Here is a 20124-nt window from a genome sequence, read left to right as displayed (position 1 = left end):
ATCATTATGCTTCCAACTCACTTTGAAAATGCTCTCCCGGTCTTGAAAAAACTTGAAGAAGCAGGTTATCAGGCCTATTTTGTTGGGGGTGCAGTCAGAGACTTGCTAATGAAAAGGCCGACAAATGATGTCGACATTGCTACTTCGGCACTTCCTGAAGAGGTTAAGGCAGTCTTCCCAAAGACGATTGATGTGGGTATAGAACATGGAACAGTAGTAGTGATATTTAATGAGACCCCTTATGAAATCACCACATTCCGAAGTGAAGAGGAATACAAGGATTTTAGAAGGCCGGAGTCAGTGACCTTTATCACTTCACTGAAGGAAGACCTGCAGAGGCGGGACTTTACGATAAATGCCATTGCTATGGATAGTTCCGGCGGAATTCATGATCCGTTTGGGGGAGAATCTGACATTCATGCCAAGATAATCAGAACGGTAGGATCGGCGGAAGAACGGTTCAAAGAGGATGCCCTCAGGATGATGAGGGCAGTTCGCTTTATGGCGCAGCTGGATTTTGAAATGGAGTCAGAAACGTTAGAAAGTGTTAGGCGCAATGGGGCTAACATCAGGTTCGTTGCCATTGAAAGGCTTTCAGCAGAATTTGAAAAGCTGCTGTCCGGCAGTTTTAAAAAAGCCTCAATTGCCTCTTTGGTGGCTACAGGCCTCTATAAATACCTGCCAGCCTTACAGCGTAAAGTACTAGAATCTGCTGCCTCCCTCCCTGTTAACCGCCTGACAAATGAACAAATGTGGCTGCTAGTCAGCTTTCTCTCAAAGGGAGAAGAAAATCTAATGGAACATTGGAGGCTCCCTTCCAAAAAGATAAAGTACATATCAAAAGCAGTAAAGTTTCTTTCTGGAAGAATGGAAAGAGAGTGGGACCGGTATACACTCTATCTCGCAGGGATTTCAACGGCATATGATGTTGAAGAGGTATACAGAGTGCTTAAGTTGTCTGACCAAACAGGCAGGGCAGAACTGGAAAAACTATATGATGAGTTACCGATTCGAAACCGCGGTGAATTAGCGGTAACTGGAAATGATTTGATGAAGTGGTCAGGTAAATCGGGAGGTCCATGGATAAAGGAAATCCTTGATAACACAGAAAAAGCCGTCATCAACTCTATTATTCCCAATCAAAAATCAACGATAAGGGAGTGGTTAGGTCTGTGCAATCACCAATAAGGAAAAAATTAATGGATGCTTTTAACAAGGCGGAAGGTGAGTTCCTATCGGGACAAGCCTTAGCTGATATTGCGGGCTGCTCTCGAACAGCTGTATGGAAACATATTGAAGAGCTTCGAAAAGAAGGTTTTGAGTTTGAGGCTGTAAAAAAAAGAGGCTACAGAATTGTAAAAGCACCTGACAGAGTCAGTGAGGAAGAGATCCTTCCGGGGTTGAAGACCAGGTCTGTAGGCAGAGTGATTAAATACATAGAATCAGTTCCCTCAACACAAAAGATTGCTCATTCGCTTGCACAAGAAGGAGCGGATGAAGGAACAGCAGTGATTGCCGATGAACAGACAGAAGGAAGAGGGAGGCTGTTAAGAAGCTGGCACTCACCTAAAGGGACAGGGATATGGATGAGCATCATCCTGAAGCCGCAGCTTCCTCCTCAGAAGGCGCCTCAATTCACTCTCATTGCTGCCGTTGCAGTGGTACAAGCCATTGAAGAGGTTTGCGGAATCAGTCCTGAAATTAAATGGCCGAATGATATATTGCTTAATGGCAGAAAAGTGACCGGAATCCTTACAGAGCTTCAGGCGGAAGCCGACAAGATTAATTCCATCATTATTGGAATAGGGATGAATGTCAATCAGGAGGCAGAAGATTTCCCAGAGGAGCTGCAATCGATTGCCACCTCATTATTCCTTGAGAAGGAAGAGAAGATCTCAAGGGTTAAACTTATTCAAAAAGTAATGGAGAAACTGGAAATGTATTATGCCTTATACATGGATAAAGGTTTTACCCCAATTAAATTGCTCTGGGAGAGCTATGCTGTCAGTATTGGAAGGCAGATTACGGCAAGGACGATTACCGGCAGTATACATGGTAAAGCGCTTGGCATCAACGAAGATGGCGTTTTAAGGATTGAGGATGAAGAAGGAAAGATTCATGAAGTGTACTCTGCAGATATTGAACTCAGGTGAAAACGGTTTCTTCAAGTCTATTTTTTCTATTGAATTCCCGACTTCATTTGTTATAATCTTTTAGTGAAGGGCAGTATCTAAGATGAACTGCACCATTGCTGTATAACTGAATAATGATTTGAAATTTTCTGCCTTGATCCAATTGGACAGGGACGGAGGGTCGAAACTTTAAATTAGAACTTAACGGGATCCTTCTGCTTTTTAGAGGGGTCCTTTTTTGCTGAGGCTCTTTCTTAAATCGTCTTGTGAACATTTTTTTGAAAAGAGCCTTTAACATGTTTCGCCGTCTCTGATTAAAAAGGAGGAAACGAAAATGAAGAACACTTCCGATTTTATCAAGATGAAAAAAGAAAAAGAAAAAATCTCGATGGTGACTGCTTATGACTATCCATCTGCCAAACTCGCTGAAAAGGCAGGTTTGGATATGATCCTGGTAGGCGATTCCTTGGGAATGGTCGTGTTGGGTTATGACTCTACTGTTGCAGTTACACTGGAAGATATGATTCATCATACAAAGGCGGTCAGAAGAGGTGCGCCTGATACTTTTGTGGTGACTGACATGCCGTTTATGACTTACCACCTCTCAAAGCGGGATACGATGCAGGCTGCCATGGAAATCGTTCAAAAAAGCGGAGCCCATGCCCTCAAGGTTGAAGGCGGTGGGAAGGTGATTGACACCATTTCCGATTTGACAACAGCAGGCATTCCGGTTGTCGCCCACTTAGGCCTTACTCCTCAGTCAGTAGGGGTCCTTGGAGGTTATAAAGTCCAAGGGAAGACAGCGGAAGCAGCCTCAAAGCTTATTGAAGAAGCAAAGAGGTGTGAAGAAGCAGGTGCTTTTGCCCTCGTAGTCGAATGTATACCGCGCCAGCTTGCTGCGGAAGTGACAAATAGCGTAAATATACCGGTCATCGGTATTGGGGCTGGAAGTGTAACAGATGGCCAGGTCCTTGTTTTCCATGATATTATGACCTATGGTGTGGAGAGAATACCTAAGTTTGTTAAAAAATACGGTGATTTTAACGAGATTGCTCTGGCAGGTCTGGAGCATTATCATAAAGAGGTCAAAGAGGGAAGTTTCCCTGAGGTCGGTCATACTTTCACAATGAAAGAAGAAGAACTTCAATCCTTGTATGGAGGAAGTAAATAAATGCAAAAATATACAAAAATCTCCGCTATCCAGGAGATCCTTTTATCAGAAAAACGAAAAGGAAAGAAAATAGGGTTTGTTCCGACAATGGGTTTTCTGCATGAAGGCCATCTAACTCTTGCTGAGAGGGCAAGGCAGGAAAACGATATTGTTGTCATGAGTATCTTTGTAAACCCGCTTCAATTCGGTCCTAATGAAGATTTTGAAAGCTATCCTCGCGATCCGGAGAGAGATGCCGGGCTTGCACAATCCGCGGGCGTCGATATGTTGTTTCTTCCTGAAGCTGAGGAAATGTATTCTGGCTCTTCCATTAAAATGCATGTAACCGAACGGACTGACGTTTTATGCGGAAGCAGACGGGAAGGGCACTTCGATGGAGTCGCCACCGTGGTTTCCAAGTTATTTAATATTGCAGGACCTGATAATGCATATTTCGGTTTGAAGGATGCCCAGCAGGTTGCCGTCATTGAAGGGCTTGTAAACGACTTGAATTTCCCAGTCAACATAGTCCGTGTGCCCACTGTCAGAGAGGAAGACGGACTTGCGAAAAGCTCAAGGAATGTTTACCTTTCTGAGGCAGAAAGAGAAGAAGCGCCTGTTTTATACAGAAGTCTGATGGATGCTGAAACCTTCATCTCTGAAGGAGAGTCCAATCCGGAGACGATCATTTCACATATTCAAAACAGGATCACTGCAGAAACAAGCGGTGAAATTGATTATATAGAGATCTATTCTTTTCCGGAATTAAAAGAGATAAGAGAACTGCACGGTGAATTTATCATTGCATTGGCAGTGAAATTCCAGAAAGCCCGTCTGATCGATAATATAATCATCAAGAGAACCCAGGAGGAGAAGCAAAATGTTTAGAACAATGATGAGCGGCAAAATCCATAGAGCAACTGTAACGGAAGCGAACCTGAATTATGTCGGAAGTATCACGATAGATGAGGATATCCTTGATAATGTGGGGATGCTGCCCAATGAGAAAGTTCAGATTGTAAACAATAATAATGGAGCAAGACTGGAGACTTATATCATACCCGGTGAACGAGGCAGTGGAGTATTCTGTTTAAATGGAGCAGCTGCAAGACTGGTACAGCCGGGAGACGTAATCATTGTCATCTCCTACAAAATGGTCCCGGAAGAAAAAGTCCATGCACATGTACCGAAAGTGGCGATTATGGATAAAAATAATAAAATCGTTGAAATGCTGGGAACAGAACCAGAAGCAACAGTATATTGATTCTTCTAAAGAGCGAGTGATCTTACTCGCTCTATTTTTATTTTCTTAAAGAAAATCGCTGAATCCAAGAGCATCCCATTGAAATTATTAAGTTTCATTTCAGACTGACCGGAGTCACGCCCCTGTAGCGGAGGTCCAACCAAACTTGTTAGTAGGCTAATCGCTCCCTTCTGGCTCTGCTGCAAGGAATTATGGTACACTTGTGAAGATAAACAGATAAGAGAAGACAAAGGCTGTGTGATTTTATGGTACCTCATAAAATAGTTGTAGTGGATTTGGAAACTACAGGTAATTCCCCGAAGAAAGGGGATAAAATTATACAATTAGCTGCAATGGTTGTCCAAGATGGAGCTGTTGTCAGTTCGTATACAACATTTGTGAATCCCGGCATTGGAATTCCTTCTTTCATCGAGGAACTGACGGGAATAAATGATGAGATGGTTAAAGATGCCCCTGAATTTTCAGAGATTGCCCCCCGGGTTTTAGAACTGCTGGACGGGGCTGTTTTTTGTGCCCATAACGTCCAATTTGATTTAGGTTTTTTACAAGCGGAGTTAGAAGAGGCAGGATATAACCCTTTTTCCGGTCCTTCTTTTGATACAGTTGAACTGGCGAAGATTACACTGCCGACTGCGGACAGTTATAAGCTGACAGAACTCTCCGATCGATTTTCGTTTACCCACAGCCGTCCGCACCAGGCGGATAGTGACGCACTGGTTACAGCCGAGCTGCTGATCCATTTTATTGAAAAGCTTTCAAAACTGCCGCTCGTTACGCTTGAGCAATTGGAGAAGCTGGCATCCTGGCTGAAAAGCGATTTATCTTTGCTGTTTTCCGATATTCTTTCTGAGAAAAGGAAATCCATAGCGGATATCGACCATGACCTTGAAGTGTTCAGAGGGATAGCATTGAGGAAAAAGACAGAGCTGTCTCAGGACGGTTCTTACCCAGACCCTTCACTCCTTCGCTACCCTGCGGAGGAAAAGGATAAGACAGCCTTATTATCCTCAGGGCTTGCCGCCTTTGAAAAGAGAGATGGACAGTTTTTGATGATGGATAAAACCTATGAAGCAATGACAGAGGATAAACACATGATCATTGAAGCAGGAACAGGCGTAGGAAAGTCATTGGGATACCTGCTTCCGGCTGTCTTTTACAGTAAGCAGAGTGGAACTCCGGTTGTTCTGAGTACCTACACTATTCAGCTGCAGGAACAGCTCTTGCAAAAAGAAATAAATTTTCTAAAAGGGATGCTGGATTTTCCATTTCAAACTGTTCTTTTAAAAGGGAAGAATCATTATCTCAATTTGTTTAAATTCGAGCAGTCATTGACAGAGGATGAGAATCATTATGACATTGCCATAACCAAAATGCAGATTCTCGTCTGGCTGACAGTAACTGAAACCGGCGACGTTGATGAACTGAACCTGACCAGCGGAGGAAGATTGTTTTGGAACAGGATCCGGCATGATGGATGGCACATAAAGAAGGATCCATGGATCGGCAGGGACTTTTACCTTCATGCCCGTAATATGTCAAAAAAAGCAGATTTGATCATCACCAATCATTCCATGCTTCTTGCCGACCTGGTGAGTGAGAGGAAGCTGCTGCCCGCTTATGAAACGGTCATAATAGATGAAGCTCACCACTTGGAAAAATCGGCAAGAACTCATTTTGGAAAGGTGATTGATTACCTGTCTGCCAAATTTGTGATTGGACAGCTGGGTGGGCTTGACCAGAAACAGCTGTTTTATAAATTGGAAAACATGCTGGAGAATTACTCCATTAAACCTGAACTGCATTCTTTTGAGCTGGATCAGCGTGTAAATGCCTTTTACAGAGAAATTGAGGAATGTTTCTCAGTGATCATTTCACTTTTCCTTAAGCATTCGAAAAGAAGGAAGGGCGTTCAAAAAATACAGATGAGATTGACCCATGATCTGCTGAATTCCAAGGAATGGATGCCGGCCGTCATGAGTGTGGAGAGGGTTATTTCTCAAATGAAAGTAATTGAAACGGAAATGAACAGCAGGCTGCAAAAGTTAAAAGAGAAGGAAAATTCCCTTGAGGATTCAGAAAGAGCATCTTTAGAGGAATTCTATAGTTTCATGGTTGAATGGAAGGAATTGAGGGCTGATTTCCGTGATGTATTCGTTGCTCCTTCAGAAAAGGACGTAATATGGCTGGAAGGGGACTTGAGGTCTCTTCCCAACAGTTTGATGATACAATCCCAGCTGGCAGCTGTAGGGGAGAAGTTGAAACAGTCGTTTTTCGAGGAGAAGAAATGTGCGGTTATGACATCTGCTACTTTAACTGTCCAAAACTCCTTCAACTACTTTCAAGAGGAAGTGGGCTTGTCCAAGCATGAGGCAGAGACTGTGCGGATTTCCTCCCCATTTCAGTATGATGAGATGACGAAGCTGTTTATACCTACGGATATTCCTGAGATTCAAAATGTGTCGCTGGATGAATATGTGGAGGCGGTGGCTGCACATCTGATCGGTGTAGCGCAAGCAACAAAAGGAAGGATGCTGGTCCTTTTCACTGCTTTCGATATGCTGAGGAAAACACATGATTTAATGAAGGACAGCGGGCTCCTTGAGGATTTTGTCTTGATGGCACAGGGGATTTCCGGCGGGAGCAGGACCAGGCTGACGAAAAATTTCCAGCGGTTCGATAAAGCTATTCTGTTTGGCACCAGCAGTTTTTGGGAAGGTGTCGATATTCCGGGGGAGGATTTATCCTGCCTTGTTCTTGTGAGACTCCCTTTCTCACCTCCTGATGAACCTGTCGCACAGGCCAAAAGCGAACTGCTGAAAAATGAAGGCAAGAACCCATTTTCCCATTATTCTCTTCCTGAAGCAGTCCTTCGCTTCAAACAAGGTGTCGGGAGGTTGATCAGGCGCAGCACCGACAGGGGAATTGTGATTGTGTTTGACAGAAGGATCGTTACGGCAAGGTACGGAAAGGCGTTCCTGGATTCTATCCCTGATATGCCGGTAAGGCAGGGGGAACTTCATGAAATGGTAGAACTAATTGAGGAATGGCTCTAAGGAACATTTTAAGGAAAGGACTGTTATCTCGTCGGATAAATTTTTATGAATAACGTACTCTATATGTAGAAGTGAATTGGGAGGTATGTTATTCATGAAACGCTTTATTATGGCAGTCCTGATGTTGATGTTTTTTCTATCTGCGGGAGGGAATATACTAGCAGCAGATCCACAGGTAGATTTAAAGCTGAAGCCTGAGGAATTTGCCTTGTCCTTCCTGCCTTTCGCAAAAGGAGAAATTGCCATTATCCACCTTCCAGAGGGAATCAATTATCTGATCAATACCGGCGGGAGCAGCCAGTTGAAGAACCTTGAATCCATCTTGGATAAATACGGGATTAAAAAGGTGAAGGGCATCCTGGTCACAGACCTTAAGGAATTTCACCCTGATTCCCTCAAAGCGATAACAGAACAATGGGGCGTGGAAGAAATACTGACAGGTTCGAAGCTTGCAGAAGGGTTCATGGTTCCGGGTCTGAATATCCGTGCATTGAATAAAGGTGAGAAACTTCAATTGAATCCGGAAGTCGCCATCGATGTGATGTTTGAAGGAAATCAAGCAAATGAAGGACTTGATTTCACTGTTACTTCACTTCCGCATCGTTTTTTATGGTTGAATTCACATTCCCCGGCAGCGGAAGACTCTCTTATAAATCAGCAGCTGAATGATGTAAATATCCTTAAGGTCCCTTTGTATGACAAGACTGAGTTACTATCCGAGAGGCTGTTGAATCACATCGATCCGCAGACAGCCATTTTTTATCGTGAGAAAAAAAAGTATATTAATACAGACTTACTCGAACTGTTTCATGAAAGCTGGATTGATGTATATTTTACAGGCCAGCATGGGCTTATCACGATCAAGTTTAATGAAAATAATTATGAAGTGATAACATTCCCTGAGGAAAATCAAGTACTTGGGTGAATGGGAACAATAAAGAGAGGACTGCTTAACAGCCCTCTGAAGAAATGTGTGTGGGATTAGAATTATTTTTAATTGAATGTGTTCGGATTAGGCTTAATTGCTGTTATAATGGGTAATGGTTCTACTGTTATTGTGTCTTAATCCTGGCGCAATATTAATAACATTTTTTGTGATGTAAGGGGGATTTTATTTGGAAAGCAAGATTGAAGTATTATCAACAGTCAAAATCCAGCATTCACCTGACTTTTACAAAGTGGTTGATGCTTTGAACCGTACACTGAAAGAAAGAGACTTGATGTTCGGACTGGCCTTGGACCCTGAGGATCAAGAACAGGCCATCTTTACAATATATCGTACATAAAGAAGTGATGAAATGAAAAAGACAATATTTTTTGCAGTATTATTAACTATTGTGGTCATTGGTGCAATGGTTGCCGTTTTTATTAATGCAAGGTCACCTGTGAATGACAGGGCGGAAGTTGCACTCCAAAGAGCAGAAGCTGAAACCGATATCGCTTCAACCGAGGATGTTTCCCTTTACAATGGAAAGAAATCCTATGTTGTTATTACCGGTGAAAACACTTCCGGTGAAAAGATCATTGTTTGGGTTCCCGAAAAAGATGAAGAAATTATTGTGAAAAAATGGGCTGATGGCATCTCGAAAGAAGCTGCAATTAATAAACTGAAGGGTGAAAACGATGTAAATGAAATCCTTTCAGTCAAGCTGGGGATGGAGAGTGTCGGCCCTGTTTGGGAAATGACATATTTAGATGATAACGAGCATTTGAACTATTATTATCTCCTTTTTGAAACGGGAGAATGGTGGAGGAAGATTGAAAATCTATAGTAGGAGGAAATGCGGATGAAATGGGAATTAGCAGAAAGGGTCAGCGCATTGACGCCGTCAACAACCCTTGCTATAACAGCAAAGGCAAAAGAAATGAAATCAAAAGGTATAGATGTAATCGGTCTTGGAGCAGGAGAACCAGACTTCAATACACCTGAACATATCATGGCTGCTGCCAGTGCTTCCATGAAAGAAGGACATACCAAATACACTCCTGCAGGCGGTCTGCCTGGACTGAAGAATGCCATTATTAATAAGTTTAAAAACGATCAAGGCATATCTTATGAGCCCTCAGAGGTGATTGTTACAAGCGGTGCAAAACACGCACTTTATACACTGTTTCAAGTTCTTCTTAATGAAGGAGAAGAAGTCATCATCCCAACCCCGTACTGGGTCAGCTATCCTGAACAAGTAAAGCTTGCCGGGGGTTCTCCTGTCTTCATTGAAGGCAAAGAAGAGAACGAATACAAAATTACGCCTGAACAATTAAGGTCTGCTGTTACTGAAAAGACCAAAGCGGTAATTCTCAACTCACCAAGTAATCCGACAGGAATGCTTTACAGCAAGGAAGAGCTGGAAGCAATCGGCGGGGTCTGCCTTGAGAAAAATATTCTGATTGTTTCTGACGAGATTTATGAGAAATTAGTGTATGAAGGGAATAAGCATGTTTCCATAGCAGAAATTTCTCCTCAACTGAAAGAACAGACTGTGATCATAAATGGAGTTTCTAAATCTCATTCCATGACAGGATGGAGGATTGGCTATGCAGCTGGGGATTCTGGCATTATCAAAGCCATGACTAACCTTGCAAGCCATTCGACTTCAAATCCCACGACCACCTCGCAGCATGGAGCCATTGCTGCCTATGAAGGTACTCAGGAGCCTGTAGAAGAAATGAGAAAAGCTTTCGAGGAGCGCCTGAACATTGTTTTTGAAAAGCTTAATGCAATTCCTGGATTTAACTGCATCAAGCCACAAGGAGCCTTCTATTTGTTCCCGAATGTTAAAGAAGCTGTTTCGCTAACAGGTTACGAATCAGTCGATGATTTTGCAAAAGCACTGCTTGAAGAGGCAAAGGTGGCAGTCATTCCTGGATCAGGATTTGGCTCTCCTGATAATATTAGATTGTCTTATGCAACATCACTGGAATCATTTGAAAAGGCATTAGAGAGAATACACTCCTTTGTCGAACAAAAAATGGAAGAATCCAAATAAACATAACTTGCGGTGTCAGCTTCAGGCTGTCACCGCAAATTATAGTCAAATGGCCAGTGTTCTCTGTTGCTTGGCTATGCCGGGATATGTATAATAAAAAGAAATTGATACATAAGTGTGTTGAGTTTTTTGGAGGGAATTAAACGTGAAAACAACAATCGCAGAAGTAAGTAAGCATGTTGGAGAAGAAGTGAAAATTGGTGCGTGGCTTGCAAATAAAAGATCAAGCGGCAAGATTGCTTTCCTTCAACTGAGAGATGGAACAGGATTCATTCAAGGTGTCGTTGTAAAAAGTGAAGTGGAAGAAGAAATCTTCCAAAAAGCGAAATCAATTACTCAAGAGTCATCCTTATATGTTACCGGTGTCATCCAGGAGGACAGCCGTTCTCCTTTCGGATTTGAGATGCAGGTGAAAGGCATTGAAGTCATCCAAGAATCGGTAGATTATCCAATCACTCCGAAAGAGCATGGAACTGAATTTTTAATGGACAACCGTCATTTATGGCTTCGTTCACGCCGCCAGCATGCGGTGATGAAAGTAAGAAATGAAATCATCCGTGCGACATATGAATTCTTCAATAAGGAAGGGTTTGTTAAAGTTGATCCGCCTATCCTTACTGGAAGTGCCCCGGAAGGGACTTCAGAGCTTTTCCATACGAAGTACTTCGATGAAGATGCCTATCTGTCCCAGAGTGGACAGCTCTATATGGAAGCAGCAGCCATGGCGTTAGGAAAGGTATTCTCTTTCGGTCCGACATTCCGTGCTGAAAAGTCCAAGACCCGCCGTCATCTTATTGAGTTCTGGATGATTGAACCGGAAATGGCTTTTTATGAGCATGATGACAGCCTGAAAGTTCAGGAAGAGTATGTATCACATATTGTCCAATCTGTTCTTGAAAACTGCAAACTAGAGTTAGAAAGACTGGGACGCGATACATCCAAACTTGAAAACATCAAAGCACCTTTCCCGCGGATCACTTATGATGAAGCAGTTGAATTCTTGCAGGAAAAAGGGTTCGATGATATCAAGTGGGGGGACGATTTTGGTGCTCCGCATGAGACGGCAATTGCAGAAAGCTATGATAAGCCGGTTTTCATCACTCATTATCCAACTTCACTGAAGCCTTTCTACATGCAGCCTGATCCAAATCGTGAGGATGTTGTGCTGTGTGCAGATTTAATCGCGCCGGAAGGGTATGGAGAAATCATCGGTGGTTCCGAGCGTCTTCATGACCATGAAATCCTGAGCCAGCGTATCAAGGAACATGATCTTGATCCAAAAGCTTACGAGTGGTATTTGGAATTGCGTAAATACGGTTCAGTACCTCATTCTGGGTTCGGTCTTGGATTGGAAAGAACAGTAGCATGGATCAGCGGAGTGGAACACGTACGCGAGACTATCCCATTCCCAAGATTATTAAACCGTCTATATCCATAATGGTTAAATAATAAACGACTGCCTTGTGAGTGGACAAGGCAGTCGTTTTTATATTTAGGGTTTGTAGTCTTTTCCATGTTCAGTGTTTCTGTCATCATGATATACTAATAAATGAGGTGGGCGTATTATGGATTATAAACAATTGATGGTCAGCTGGTTGGAAGAAGGCACTGTAAGCATTCCACAACTGCTGCTTTCCAATTATCATAAGCTTGGGTTGAGTGAATCTGAATTTGTTTTGCTTCTCCAAGTATATTCTTTTATAGAAAAAGGCAACGATTTTCCTACTCCTGAAGAACTTTCCTCCAAAATGAGTTTTTCCAGTGAAGAGTGTGCCTCGATTCTCAGAAGGCTCGTTCAAAATCAATTCATTTCAATTGAAGAAGGCAATTCCTCAAGCGGGATCCTTTATGAAAAGTATTCCTTGAAGCCGCTTTGGAACAAACTTGCTGAGTTTGTTTTGACAGAAAGTAAATCTGAAAAAGTGGAAAAAACACTTCTTGATGAAACGGATTTATATACCGTCTTTGAACAAGAGTTCAGCAGACCGCTTTCCCCGCTGGAATGTGAAACGCTTGCCATGTGGATTGATCAGGATGAACATAATGCCGTCATCATTAAAGCGGCACTTAGGGAGGCTGTCATTTCCGGAAAATTGAATTTCCGGTATATTGATCGAATCTTATTTGAATGGAAAAAGAATGGTGTTAAGACCATTGAGCAGGCTAAGAAGCAAGGAGAGCGGTTCCGGCCGCATCAAAAAATGCAGTCATCATCACAGACATCGCAGTCAGAAAAGAAGACAGTACCTTTTTATAATTGGCTTGAACAGTAAAATCAGCAGTAATATGACTCCTGTCATCTAAGAATATTCAGCTAAGAAGGGATGTCATGAAGAATGTGGCATTCCCTGTTTTTATAACTGATAGTTCCGGGAATATACATACCAACTAAAAAACAAAGTAGCAGTGGTGAAGAATATGTTGAATAAAAGTCAAATAGAATATTGCTTGACGGAAATGGAAAAGATGTTTCCGGATGCTCACTGTGAGTTGAATCATCGAAATCCATTTGACCTGGTGATTGCTGTCCTTTTATCAGCACAATGTACAGATGCATTGGTTAATAAAGTAACGAAATCCCTTTTTGAAAAGTATAAAACGCCGGAAGACTACCTTTCGGTCAGTTTAGAAGAGCTTCAGCAGGATATCCGCTCTATCGGGCTTTACAGGAATAAGGCCAAAAATATCAAAAGCCTCTGTGAACTTCTTTTGGAGGAGTATGGGGGAGAGGTGCCGCAATCGAGGGATGAGCTTGTGAAACTGCCAGGGGTGGGACGTAAAACCGCAAACGTGGTGGTTTCTGTGGCATTCGGCGAACCTGCACTTGCAGTCGATACCCATGTAGAGAGGGTAAGTAAGCGGCTTGGGATCTGCCGCTGGAAAGACAGTGTATTAGAAGTCGAAAAAACATTGATGCGAAAAATACCGCGGGAGAAATGGTCAGATACACATCACAGGTTAATTTTCTTTGGAAGGTATCATTGCAAAGCACAATCCCCGCAGTGTGAAATTTGTCCACTTCTTGACCTGTGCAGGGAAGGGCAAAAACGAATGAAGAGGAAAAAGTAATGGGGAAGAGTAAATCCTTATCTGTCCCAAAAGAAGTCATGCACCCGCTTTTCTATACAGAAAATGGTGAGAAGGTGAATGTGGAAAGTCAGCAGCCGGATCCTTTGAATCCTGTTTTTTCTTATGAAATTCTCTTTTACAACAATCTACCCGTTATTGCGAAGCCATGGGAGGCCAGCTCCTATATAAAAAAAGCGGAGATGAAATGGCAGGGCATAAAAGAAGAATTGGATGCAGCTTTTTCCGCAAGATCTGGTGATGAAATTAAATCATTGATGAAGAAGGGCATAGCCCTGTTTATGATGTATCTGTTCTGGACGAACGCAATGCCTTCAAAGCCAGCCATGTGGAAAGAGAACTTGGATAAAATGAATGTGAAGCCGGTAAACGTGCTTGAAAGATTGAGTTTTGTCTTGATGCACCATTCATTATTTCATTCCTACAAGCAATTGGATCAGTTATTCATTGAACAGTTAAAACAATATGCAAAAAACCAAGCTATGCTAAAACAAAAATAAAACAGCGCCTGAGTGCTCTCAGGCGCTGTTTTTTATGTTATTGCTGATTACTTTCTGAGTTGTTACCTGCATTTCCATTATCTTGGCCTTCAACATCGCCGTTTCCGTCGCCATTTCCTTCACCGGTGTCTCCTTCGGCAGGAGGATTATTTTCATCCTCATTAGTGTTATCTTCGCCGGTTCCTTCTCCAGTTTCATCCTGATTACCTTCATCATTACCATCTTGAGTTCCTTCATCTTCCTGGTTCTCTTCAGGTTCTTCTTCTTCTTCAGGTTCTTCCTGGTTTTGGACGGTGTAGGTGACCGTTGCAGGATCACTGCGCTGTTCACCATCTACTGCTGTTACCGTGAACGTATAGGTTCCATCAGCGGCAATATTTTCAACGATCAAGCCTTTTTCAGGAGTAGTGGAAAGGACTTTTCCTTCCTCTCCATTGAAAGATCCAGTGACCTCAAAGTTAGGTTTATGATCCTTGTCTTTGTAATCCCAAGTCAACGTGATGGTTTTCTTATCATCATCGAATTCTGCTTTCAACCCTGTAGGTCCAGGCAGCTTATCGTATTGCTCTGATACCTTGCTTGGTTCAGTGCCGCGGACAAAGAGTTCATACGTAATCTTGTCTTCTGGTGTGTAATCACTAGGAAGACGGGCAGGATTCGAACCTTTTTCAACAGGGGATTCCACTACACTCTTCGGTTTCTTAAAGTCTGGAGTGTCGATATCCTGTGAGACATGGCTCATGATATCCTTTACGATAAACTGTGCAATATGGCGTTCCTGAGGATTTAAAGGATACTTCCTATCACTGTATCCGGTCCATACGGAAGCAGTATAATTTGTCGTATAGCCGACAAACCATGAATCTGGGGCTTCATTGGCAGCCACGTTATATTTAGCTCTGTCTTCATCTGTATAGTTGGTAGTACCTGATTTCCCTGCCATAGCCAGCCCTGGTACGTTTGCATAAGTACCAGTTGCCCCTGGCTTCAATACATCTTTCAGCATATCCGTAATCATATAAGCTGTATAGTCTTTCATTACTGTCTTAGGTTCCGGATCAACGGTTACTTCCGTTTCTCCGTCCCTGAGAACAATCTTTGTTACAGAGTGTGGCTTATTATAAATACCGCCATTACCAAAAGCAGCATAGGCTCCGGCCATTTGAAGGGAGTTAACCCCAGGTGTTCCGCCAAGGGCGTAGGCTTCATAAACTTGTTCAAAGTTGATTCCTAGACCTCCAAGAAAACCTCTTGCTTCTTCAGTACCGACTTCTTGTAAAGCCTTAACTGCAGGTACATTTCGTGAATCCCACAGCGCTTCTCGAATAGAGATATTGCCTTTGAATCTTTTATCCCAGTTATTAATATTAATATCAGTATCTGTATATTGATAAGGTTCATCATTAATTTGATGAAATGTCGACCATTTTAAGTATTCGATCGCAGGACCATAGTCAAGCAAAGGCTTAATTGTTGATCCCGGCTGCCTCTTGGCATCAACTGCATAGTTGAATCCGCGTTTTATTTCCCCATAACCGCGTCCTCCGCCGATTGCCCTGATTTCACCGGTCTGCGTGTCAAGGACAGTAATACCAGCCTGCATCAATTCCTCAAACCTTTCAGGGTAAGCAAAATCAGTGGCTTCTCCAGCAAGGATGGCCTCGACCCGCTCCTGGGCTTTAGGTTCCACGGTCGTATAAACTTTCAATCCATCAGTGAACAGGTTGTAGTCTCCAAGCTCGGCAACTTCATCTATTACAACATCGACGAATGCCTGGTACTTATCTGCAGCCCGTTCTTCTCTTGCTTCTTCTGATACAAGCGATTCGCCGACAGGTACTGCTTGTGCCTGTTCCATTTCTTCTTGTGTGATCTTACCGTGCTGGTGCATCAGGCTCAGAACAATATTCCTTCTCTTCTCCGCTTTTTCAGGAAACTTGAAAGGATTATAGTTATTAGGACTTTGCGGCATTCCAGCAAGTAGTGCTGCTTCGTGTAGTTCAAGGTCTTTTAAGTCTTTACCGTAGTAGTAAGTTGCAGCAGTACCGAACCCATTGATACCTGCTGACATATAAACTTTGTTGAAGTACATTTCAAAGATTTGCTGTTTCGTATAATCCTGCTCCAATTTAACGGCAAGCCATGCTTCCTGTGCTTTACGTTCAAGCGTTTTTTCAGGAGTAAGGAAAGACCCTTTGATGACCTGCTGTGTAAGGGTGCTGGCGCCTTCTGAACCAAATCCGTTTGTGACGTTGGCGATAACGGCGCCTCCAAGGCGGATCAAGTCAATTCCGTTATGCTTGTAAAATCGGTTATCCTCCGTAGCAAGGATTGCATCCTCCATAAGAGGGGGGATCTGTTCGTAATTGACATAATCCCGTTGCTCGGTACCAACGGTTGTGATTAAATCACCATTCATATCATAAATTTCAGATGCAATTGGATCTTTAAGCAGGGACTCGTCTAATTTTGGCGCTTTGCTTGCATAATACGCGAAAAGCCCTGCCCCGGAAAGCATACCAATAATTCCTATGATAAATAGACTGATGATGGCCTTGGCGAAAAAGGACTTTTTCTTTCCATTTCCTTTGTCTTTTCCTTTCGCCTTTTGCTGTGCCAGGCGCTTTTCTTCCCTGGATTTATATTGACCAGACATAGTTTGTTTCCTCACTTTCATAGCTACTCTCTACAGCATCTGCAGATTGCTGGACAAGCTGTAATTTAATAAATTTACTCTGCAGCAAGAGAAATATCTGTTTTCAAAAATATAAAGAATGAACGGTTTTTAGATAATCGATGCGGGGGTATAACCCTAAAGGAATTTTGACCCCATCACTTTCTATCTCTTCTTTTTTGATTGATTTCCTGCCGCCTTGCTCCATTCTTTCCCAATATTTAAAGAGCTCTTTGAAATTCATAAAGAAAATTTCTTCGGTCGACGCGAAACGGATTAATATAAATGCAATGCCCTCTTGCTCATCCACCTGCTTCATATGCTGGATTTGATGAGTATGGAGGTTTTGAAGTGGAAAGGAGGTTTTATTTTTCGTTTCCTTTGCCTCAAAATCAATGTATCTGCCTTTATACAGTCCGTTATAATCTGTCGTTGAAGGCTGTTTGAAATAGGCCTCCTTGATAACGGCAGCACTTCTCTGGGGATAGTGTACATCAACAATCTGCACTGGTGTAGGTTTCTTATGGATGACCGCGATCCCGTTAGCCAAATAATATTGGTTTGTTTCGTTGATATCTTCCTCAAGCGTCATACCGCGGTTGCTGTAAGACACTTTCTTTGCACCCGGTCTTTTACCGGATGGGGAAGCCTTCGGAATAAATTTTTTCCCATTTGGATAATGGAAGTTCATATTCACACCTCACAAACTAATCTATATCATATCAGATACGTCAAGAAGATGGGTGAATAAAATTTCCTAAATCTCGTTAACATAACCCTATATTGACTAACGAGGCGGTTTACATGAACAAAATATCCTTTTTTCAACCGTTTTTACCCGATTGCTCACTCGTTGAAACTCCTGAAGACCTTATTAGGATCATCAGGGAGAAGACCTTCCAGTATAACCGGGATAATATCTCAAGAACGAAGGCTTATCAAGAGTATTACCTATTACATCCAGAAATAAAATGGTCTTTTTTAGCCTCGATGGTATCGCGGAATGCAGGCTGGAACATGTGCGATCTTCAAGGTCCATGGCTCCCGCTAGTTATCGATGAAAAAATGAGGAAATCTCTATTCCTGACATATGAGAGAGCGAATTGGCTTATCTTTCAGGATGTATTTCCCCAGTTATTGATACATCACTATAAGACGGAATTGAATGTTGAAATGTTTCACAATTTTCGTGAACTTTTTGTGTCCGCCTTTATGCAAAAAGAATGGAAGCTTTTCTGGAAGGAAGGAAACAGGGACAGACTCATGCAGTCTCTTATCATTAATGAACAAAATGTCATTGAGGAACCAGTCATGAGACACCCTGTTTATAAACGGAGGGTCTTTAAAACCGGGTTGTTTTTTCTGGAAGATCATTTACACTTCAGTTCGGTTGTCTTTCCCACTAAAGGAGGAAATTTATACGGAGCCAGTGTGAGTGACTTCAGAAGGCTGGACAGCCGTATTTCGCTGGGCAGCAGGTTGTCGCAAATTCTATTCAAAGATGATTTATATTTCCACTTCAAAGAATTTGCACTTTCTACAGAACCTACTGGATCAAGAAAAGACTATGAACGCTACTGTCCTGATGCTCCCTATTCGGGTACGCCCATCCTTAGAACTGTATTTGATGTGCAAGAGCATCATGTCCACACACCGATTCCTGACTGGTCTATGAAAAGGAAAGTAAAGGAGAAATGGTTCAGGCGCTCAAAGTCCAAAGAACCCGTCAAAGTGACTCAATGGTATTTTAATAAACAGAGACAACTTCAGAAGATGATCAAACTGAATGACCTTTTTCATAAATGATAAAAAAACAGTGCCGGTGCACACTCGCTTTGAGGGTGCCGGCACTTCTTAAACTAGTGGTATATTAAGTTGATGGACGGTCCGGACCTTCTAATTTCGGATTTCCTTGCCCGGCTTTTGTTACATTGCGCTTTTCTTCCTTAATACGTTGTTCCTTGCTTTCGTTTTTGGCCATGATCCCTAACACCTCCTTGTTATATTGTTCTAAATTCACTTGATTTTCATGCAGTATTTCTGTCGAAAATCTTTATGCAGAATGTACTATTCCGACTTTCTTTGCCGAAAGAGTACTAGTTTTGTCAGGCAGGCAGGTAGTCGGAAAAAGAGGGAGAATACCTTAGTAAATAAATCTGAGGAGGCTTTAAAATGGTGAGTAAAAATGACCTGCTCTTGTTGCTGACGGATATTGAACACGAATTGAATGATTTGGAAGAAAAAATAAATGTCAGAGTAAATGAAGAAAAAAAAGCTTTGGTCACGGAAAGGAAACTCAGGATTGCAAAGGCTGAGAAGAAATACACAAAGGCAGAGACCAAAATCCTTTTAAAGATGAACATGTATGGAGATCCAAGCTTTGAAAGAAGCAGGCATATCAATAATCTTGAATTATCTTATAAAACCACATAAAATGAGAAAATAATCGAAGTAGCTGATAAGCTGCTTTTTTTTAGGCTGAATTTAAGATGGTTCTAAAATATATTTCATAGGGCAAGATCAAAAAGCTTTTTAAAAGCAGCTTAAAAAAAATCAAAGGAGGGAGATTGGTGGATAACCTAAAACAATTAACTTCTGAACTCCTGGAAATGAATGGAGAAATATTAAGAAAGTACAAAGAAACAAGAGAGCGGGGAGAAGAAGGGGATTTCTACACGGAAGTCAAACCTTTCGCTGACAAAGCTAAAGAAAAGATTGATGAGTGGCAGGAGAATGCCCTTCAATGGATGAAAGAAGAAAGGCCGAAAAATCTTCATCCCAGTCAAATAATCAACACTGCAGAAAACCTGGAAATGATATCGATCCAAGCTTTTTTTCCTAAAGCCAGTTACAGCAGATTCATCAGTCATTCCCAGTCAGTGCATTATGTTTTAAAGACTGCCCTCGATCAGCTTTCAGAGAGTTGACAATGTCTAACTTGTAAATGTCCTGGTTCATTACCACGACCAGGGTAAGAGTGCTTTTATAAACAAGAAGGGACAGCATCAAAGATGATGTGTCCCTTTACAATTATTAAGAAACCGTAGGTGATTCGGATAATGGATAAGCGGCTTCAATTTCTTTAACGAGCTGTCTGTATTCTTTGATGCTGATATCATTCTCTATGTAACATTTTCGGGCAAAAGTCAAAAGTTCATTTAATGTGGCAGGTTTAAAATGGTACTTCTCATGAAATACTTGCTGAATTTCTTCTAAATTCATTATGATTCCTCCCCAAGTTACGTTTGTATAAAGCGGTGGATGCCGCTTCCCCTTA

General features: G+C 42.1%; 20 protein-coding genes. 17 read left to right on the top strand and 3 right to left on the bottom strand.

Annotated elements, in window-relative coordinates; genetic code table 11:
* The first annotated feature begins 6 nt into the window (after nt 1–6).
* From ACOJQI_RS14815 to ACOJQI_RS14750, 14 genes are all read left to right on the top strand, one after another.
* Nucleotides 7–1188: a CCA tRNA nucleotidyltransferase gene (locus tag ACOJQI_RS14815; protein ID WP_421379188.1), complete on the top strand. Its 1182-nt coding sequence runs from the start codon at nt 7–9 to the stop codon at nt 1186–1188.
* Complete coding sequence (locus ACOJQI_RS14810; protein ID WP_421379186.1) at nt 1173–2153, top strand: biotin--[acetyl-CoA-carboxylase] ligase; 981 nt, start codon at nt 1173–1175, stop codon at nt 2151–2153. The genes ACOJQI_RS14815 and ACOJQI_RS14810 overlap by 16 nt, the downstream gene beginning before the upstream one ends.
* 313 nt (nt 2154–2466) lie before the next feature.
* On the top strand, nt 2467–3303 hold the full coding sequence (panB, locus tag ACOJQI_RS14805) for a 3-methyl-2-oxobutanoate hydroxymethyltransferase (protein ID WP_421379184.1): 837 nt from the start codon (nt 2467–2469) through the stop codon (nt 3301–3303).
* The gene (panC, locus tag ACOJQI_RS14800) at nt 3304–4170 is read left to right on the top strand and encodes a pantoate--beta-alanine ligase (protein WP_421379182.1); all 867 of its coding nucleotides are present in this window, start codon (nt 3304–3306) and stop codon (nt 4168–4170) included.
* Nucleotides 4163–4546 (top strand): aspartate 1-decarboxylase, encoded by a 384-nt coding sequence (panD, locus tag ACOJQI_RS14795; protein ID WP_421379180.1) that lies wholly within the window; start codon nt 4163–4165, stop codon nt 4544–4546. Before panC ends, panD begins: the two co-directional genes overlap by 8 nt.
* Nucleotides 4547–4791: 245 nt before the next feature.
* Nucleotides 4792–7599 carry an ATP-dependent DNA helicase DinG gene (gene dinG, locus ACOJQI_RS14790; protein WP_421379178.1) on the top strand — a complete coding sequence of 936 codons (2808 nt, stop codon included), beginning with the start codon at nt 4792–4794 and terminating at the stop codon, nt 7597–7599.
* A 94-nt stretch (nt 7600–7693) separates the two neighbouring features.
* Nucleotides 7694–8524, top strand: coding sequence for a hypothetical protein (locus ACOJQI_RS14785; protein ID WP_421379175.1), 831 nt, complete (start codon nt 7694–7696; stop codon nt 8522–8524).
* Between the two features lie 190 nt (nt 8525–8714).
* On the top strand, nt 8715–8885 hold the full coding sequence (locus ACOJQI_RS14780; RefSeq protein WP_006838066.1) for a YpmA family protein: 171 nt from the start codon (nt 8715–8717) through the stop codon (nt 8883–8885).
* 12 nt (nt 8886–8897) lie between these two features.
* On the top strand, nt 8898–9371 hold the full coding sequence (locus tag ACOJQI_RS14775; RefSeq protein ID WP_421379173.1) for a DUF5590 domain-containing protein: 474 nt from the start codon (nt 8898–8900) through the stop codon (nt 9369–9371).
* A 15-nt stretch (nt 9372–9386) separates the two neighbouring features.
* Nucleotides 9387–10586 carry a pyridoxal phosphate-dependent aminotransferase gene (locus tag ACOJQI_RS14770; RefSeq protein WP_421379171.1) on the top strand — a complete coding sequence of 400 codons (1200 nt, stop codon included), beginning with the start codon at nt 9387–9389 and terminating at the stop codon, nt 10584–10586.
* A 145-nt stretch (nt 10587–10731) separates the two neighbouring features.
* The gene (gene asnS / locus ACOJQI_RS14765; RefSeq protein WP_421379169.1) at nt 10732–12024 is read left to right on the top strand and encodes an asparagine--tRNA ligase; all 1293 of its coding nucleotides are present in this window, start codon (nt 10732–10734) and stop codon (nt 12022–12024) included.
* Nucleotides 12025–12151: 127 nt separating this feature from the next.
* Entirely contained in the window at nt 12152–12859 is a 708-nt protein-coding gene (locus tag ACOJQI_RS14760) for a DnaD domain-containing protein (protein WP_421379167.1), read from the top strand.
* 145 nt (nt 12860–13004) lie between these two features.
* Nucleotides 13005–13655 (top strand): endonuclease III, encoded by a 651-nt coding sequence (nth, locus tag ACOJQI_RS14755; RefSeq protein ID WP_421379165.1) that lies wholly within the window; start codon nt 13005–13007, stop codon nt 13653–13655.
* A complete protein-coding gene (locus ACOJQI_RS14750) occupies nt 13655–14173 on the top strand; it encodes a YpoC family protein (protein ID WP_421379163.1) in 519 nt (172 codons plus the stop codon). Before nth ends, ACOJQI_RS14750 begins: the two co-directional genes overlap by 1 nt.
* A 37-nt stretch (nt 14174–14210) precedes the next feature.
* Here ACOJQI_RS14750 and ACOJQI_RS14745 read toward each other — a convergent pair whose 3' ends face one another.
* Both ACOJQI_RS14745 and recU read right to left on the bottom strand, forming a co-directional pair.
* Nucleotides 14211–16829, bottom strand: coding sequence for a PBP1A family penicillin-binding protein (locus ACOJQI_RS14745; RefSeq protein WP_421379161.1), 2619 nt, complete (start codon nt 16827–16829; stop codon nt 14211–14213).
* Between the two features lie 103 nt (nt 16830–16932).
* Nucleotides 16933–17538 (bottom strand): Holliday junction resolvase RecU, encoded by a 606-nt coding sequence (recU, locus tag ACOJQI_RS14740; RefSeq protein ID WP_421379159.1) that lies wholly within the window; start codon nt 17536–17538, stop codon nt 16933–16935.
* A gap of 113 nt (nt 17539–17651) precedes the next feature.
* Between recU and ACOJQI_RS14735 the strand changes: the two genes are divergently transcribed.
* From ACOJQI_RS14735 to ACOJQI_RS14725, 3 genes are all read left to right on the top strand, one after another.
* Nucleotides 17652–18653 carry a DUF2515 family protein gene (locus ACOJQI_RS14735; protein ID WP_421379157.1) on the top strand — a complete coding sequence of 334 codons (1002 nt, stop codon included), beginning with the start codon at nt 17652–17654 and terminating at the stop codon, nt 18651–18653.
* A gap of 366 nt (nt 18654–19019) precedes the next feature.
* Nucleotides 19020–19280, top strand: a complete 261-nt coding sequence (locus tag ACOJQI_RS14730; RefSeq protein ID WP_421379155.1) for a hypothetical protein — start codon at nt 19020–19022, stop codon at nt 19278–19280.
* Between the two features lie 137 nt (nt 19281–19417).
* Nucleotides 19418–19774, top strand: coding sequence for a YppE family protein (locus ACOJQI_RS14725; protein ID WP_421379153.1), 357 nt, complete (start codon nt 19418–19420; stop codon nt 19772–19774).
* Nucleotides 19775–19880: 106 nt separating this feature from the next.
* Here ACOJQI_RS14725 and yppF read toward each other — a convergent pair whose 3' ends face one another.
* Nucleotides 19881–20069, bottom strand: a complete 189-nt coding sequence (yppF, locus tag ACOJQI_RS14720; protein ID WP_421379151.1) for a YppF family protein — start codon at nt 20067–20069, stop codon at nt 19881–19883.
* Nucleotides 20070–20124: the final 55 nt, after the last annotated feature.

Source organism: Bacillus salacetis (assembly GCF_049177075.1).
GTDB lineage: Bacteria > Bacillota > Bacilli > Bacillales > Bacillaceae_B > Rossellomorea > Rossellomorea salacetis_A.
This window is presented reverse-complemented; position numbering and strand designations above follow the sequence as displayed.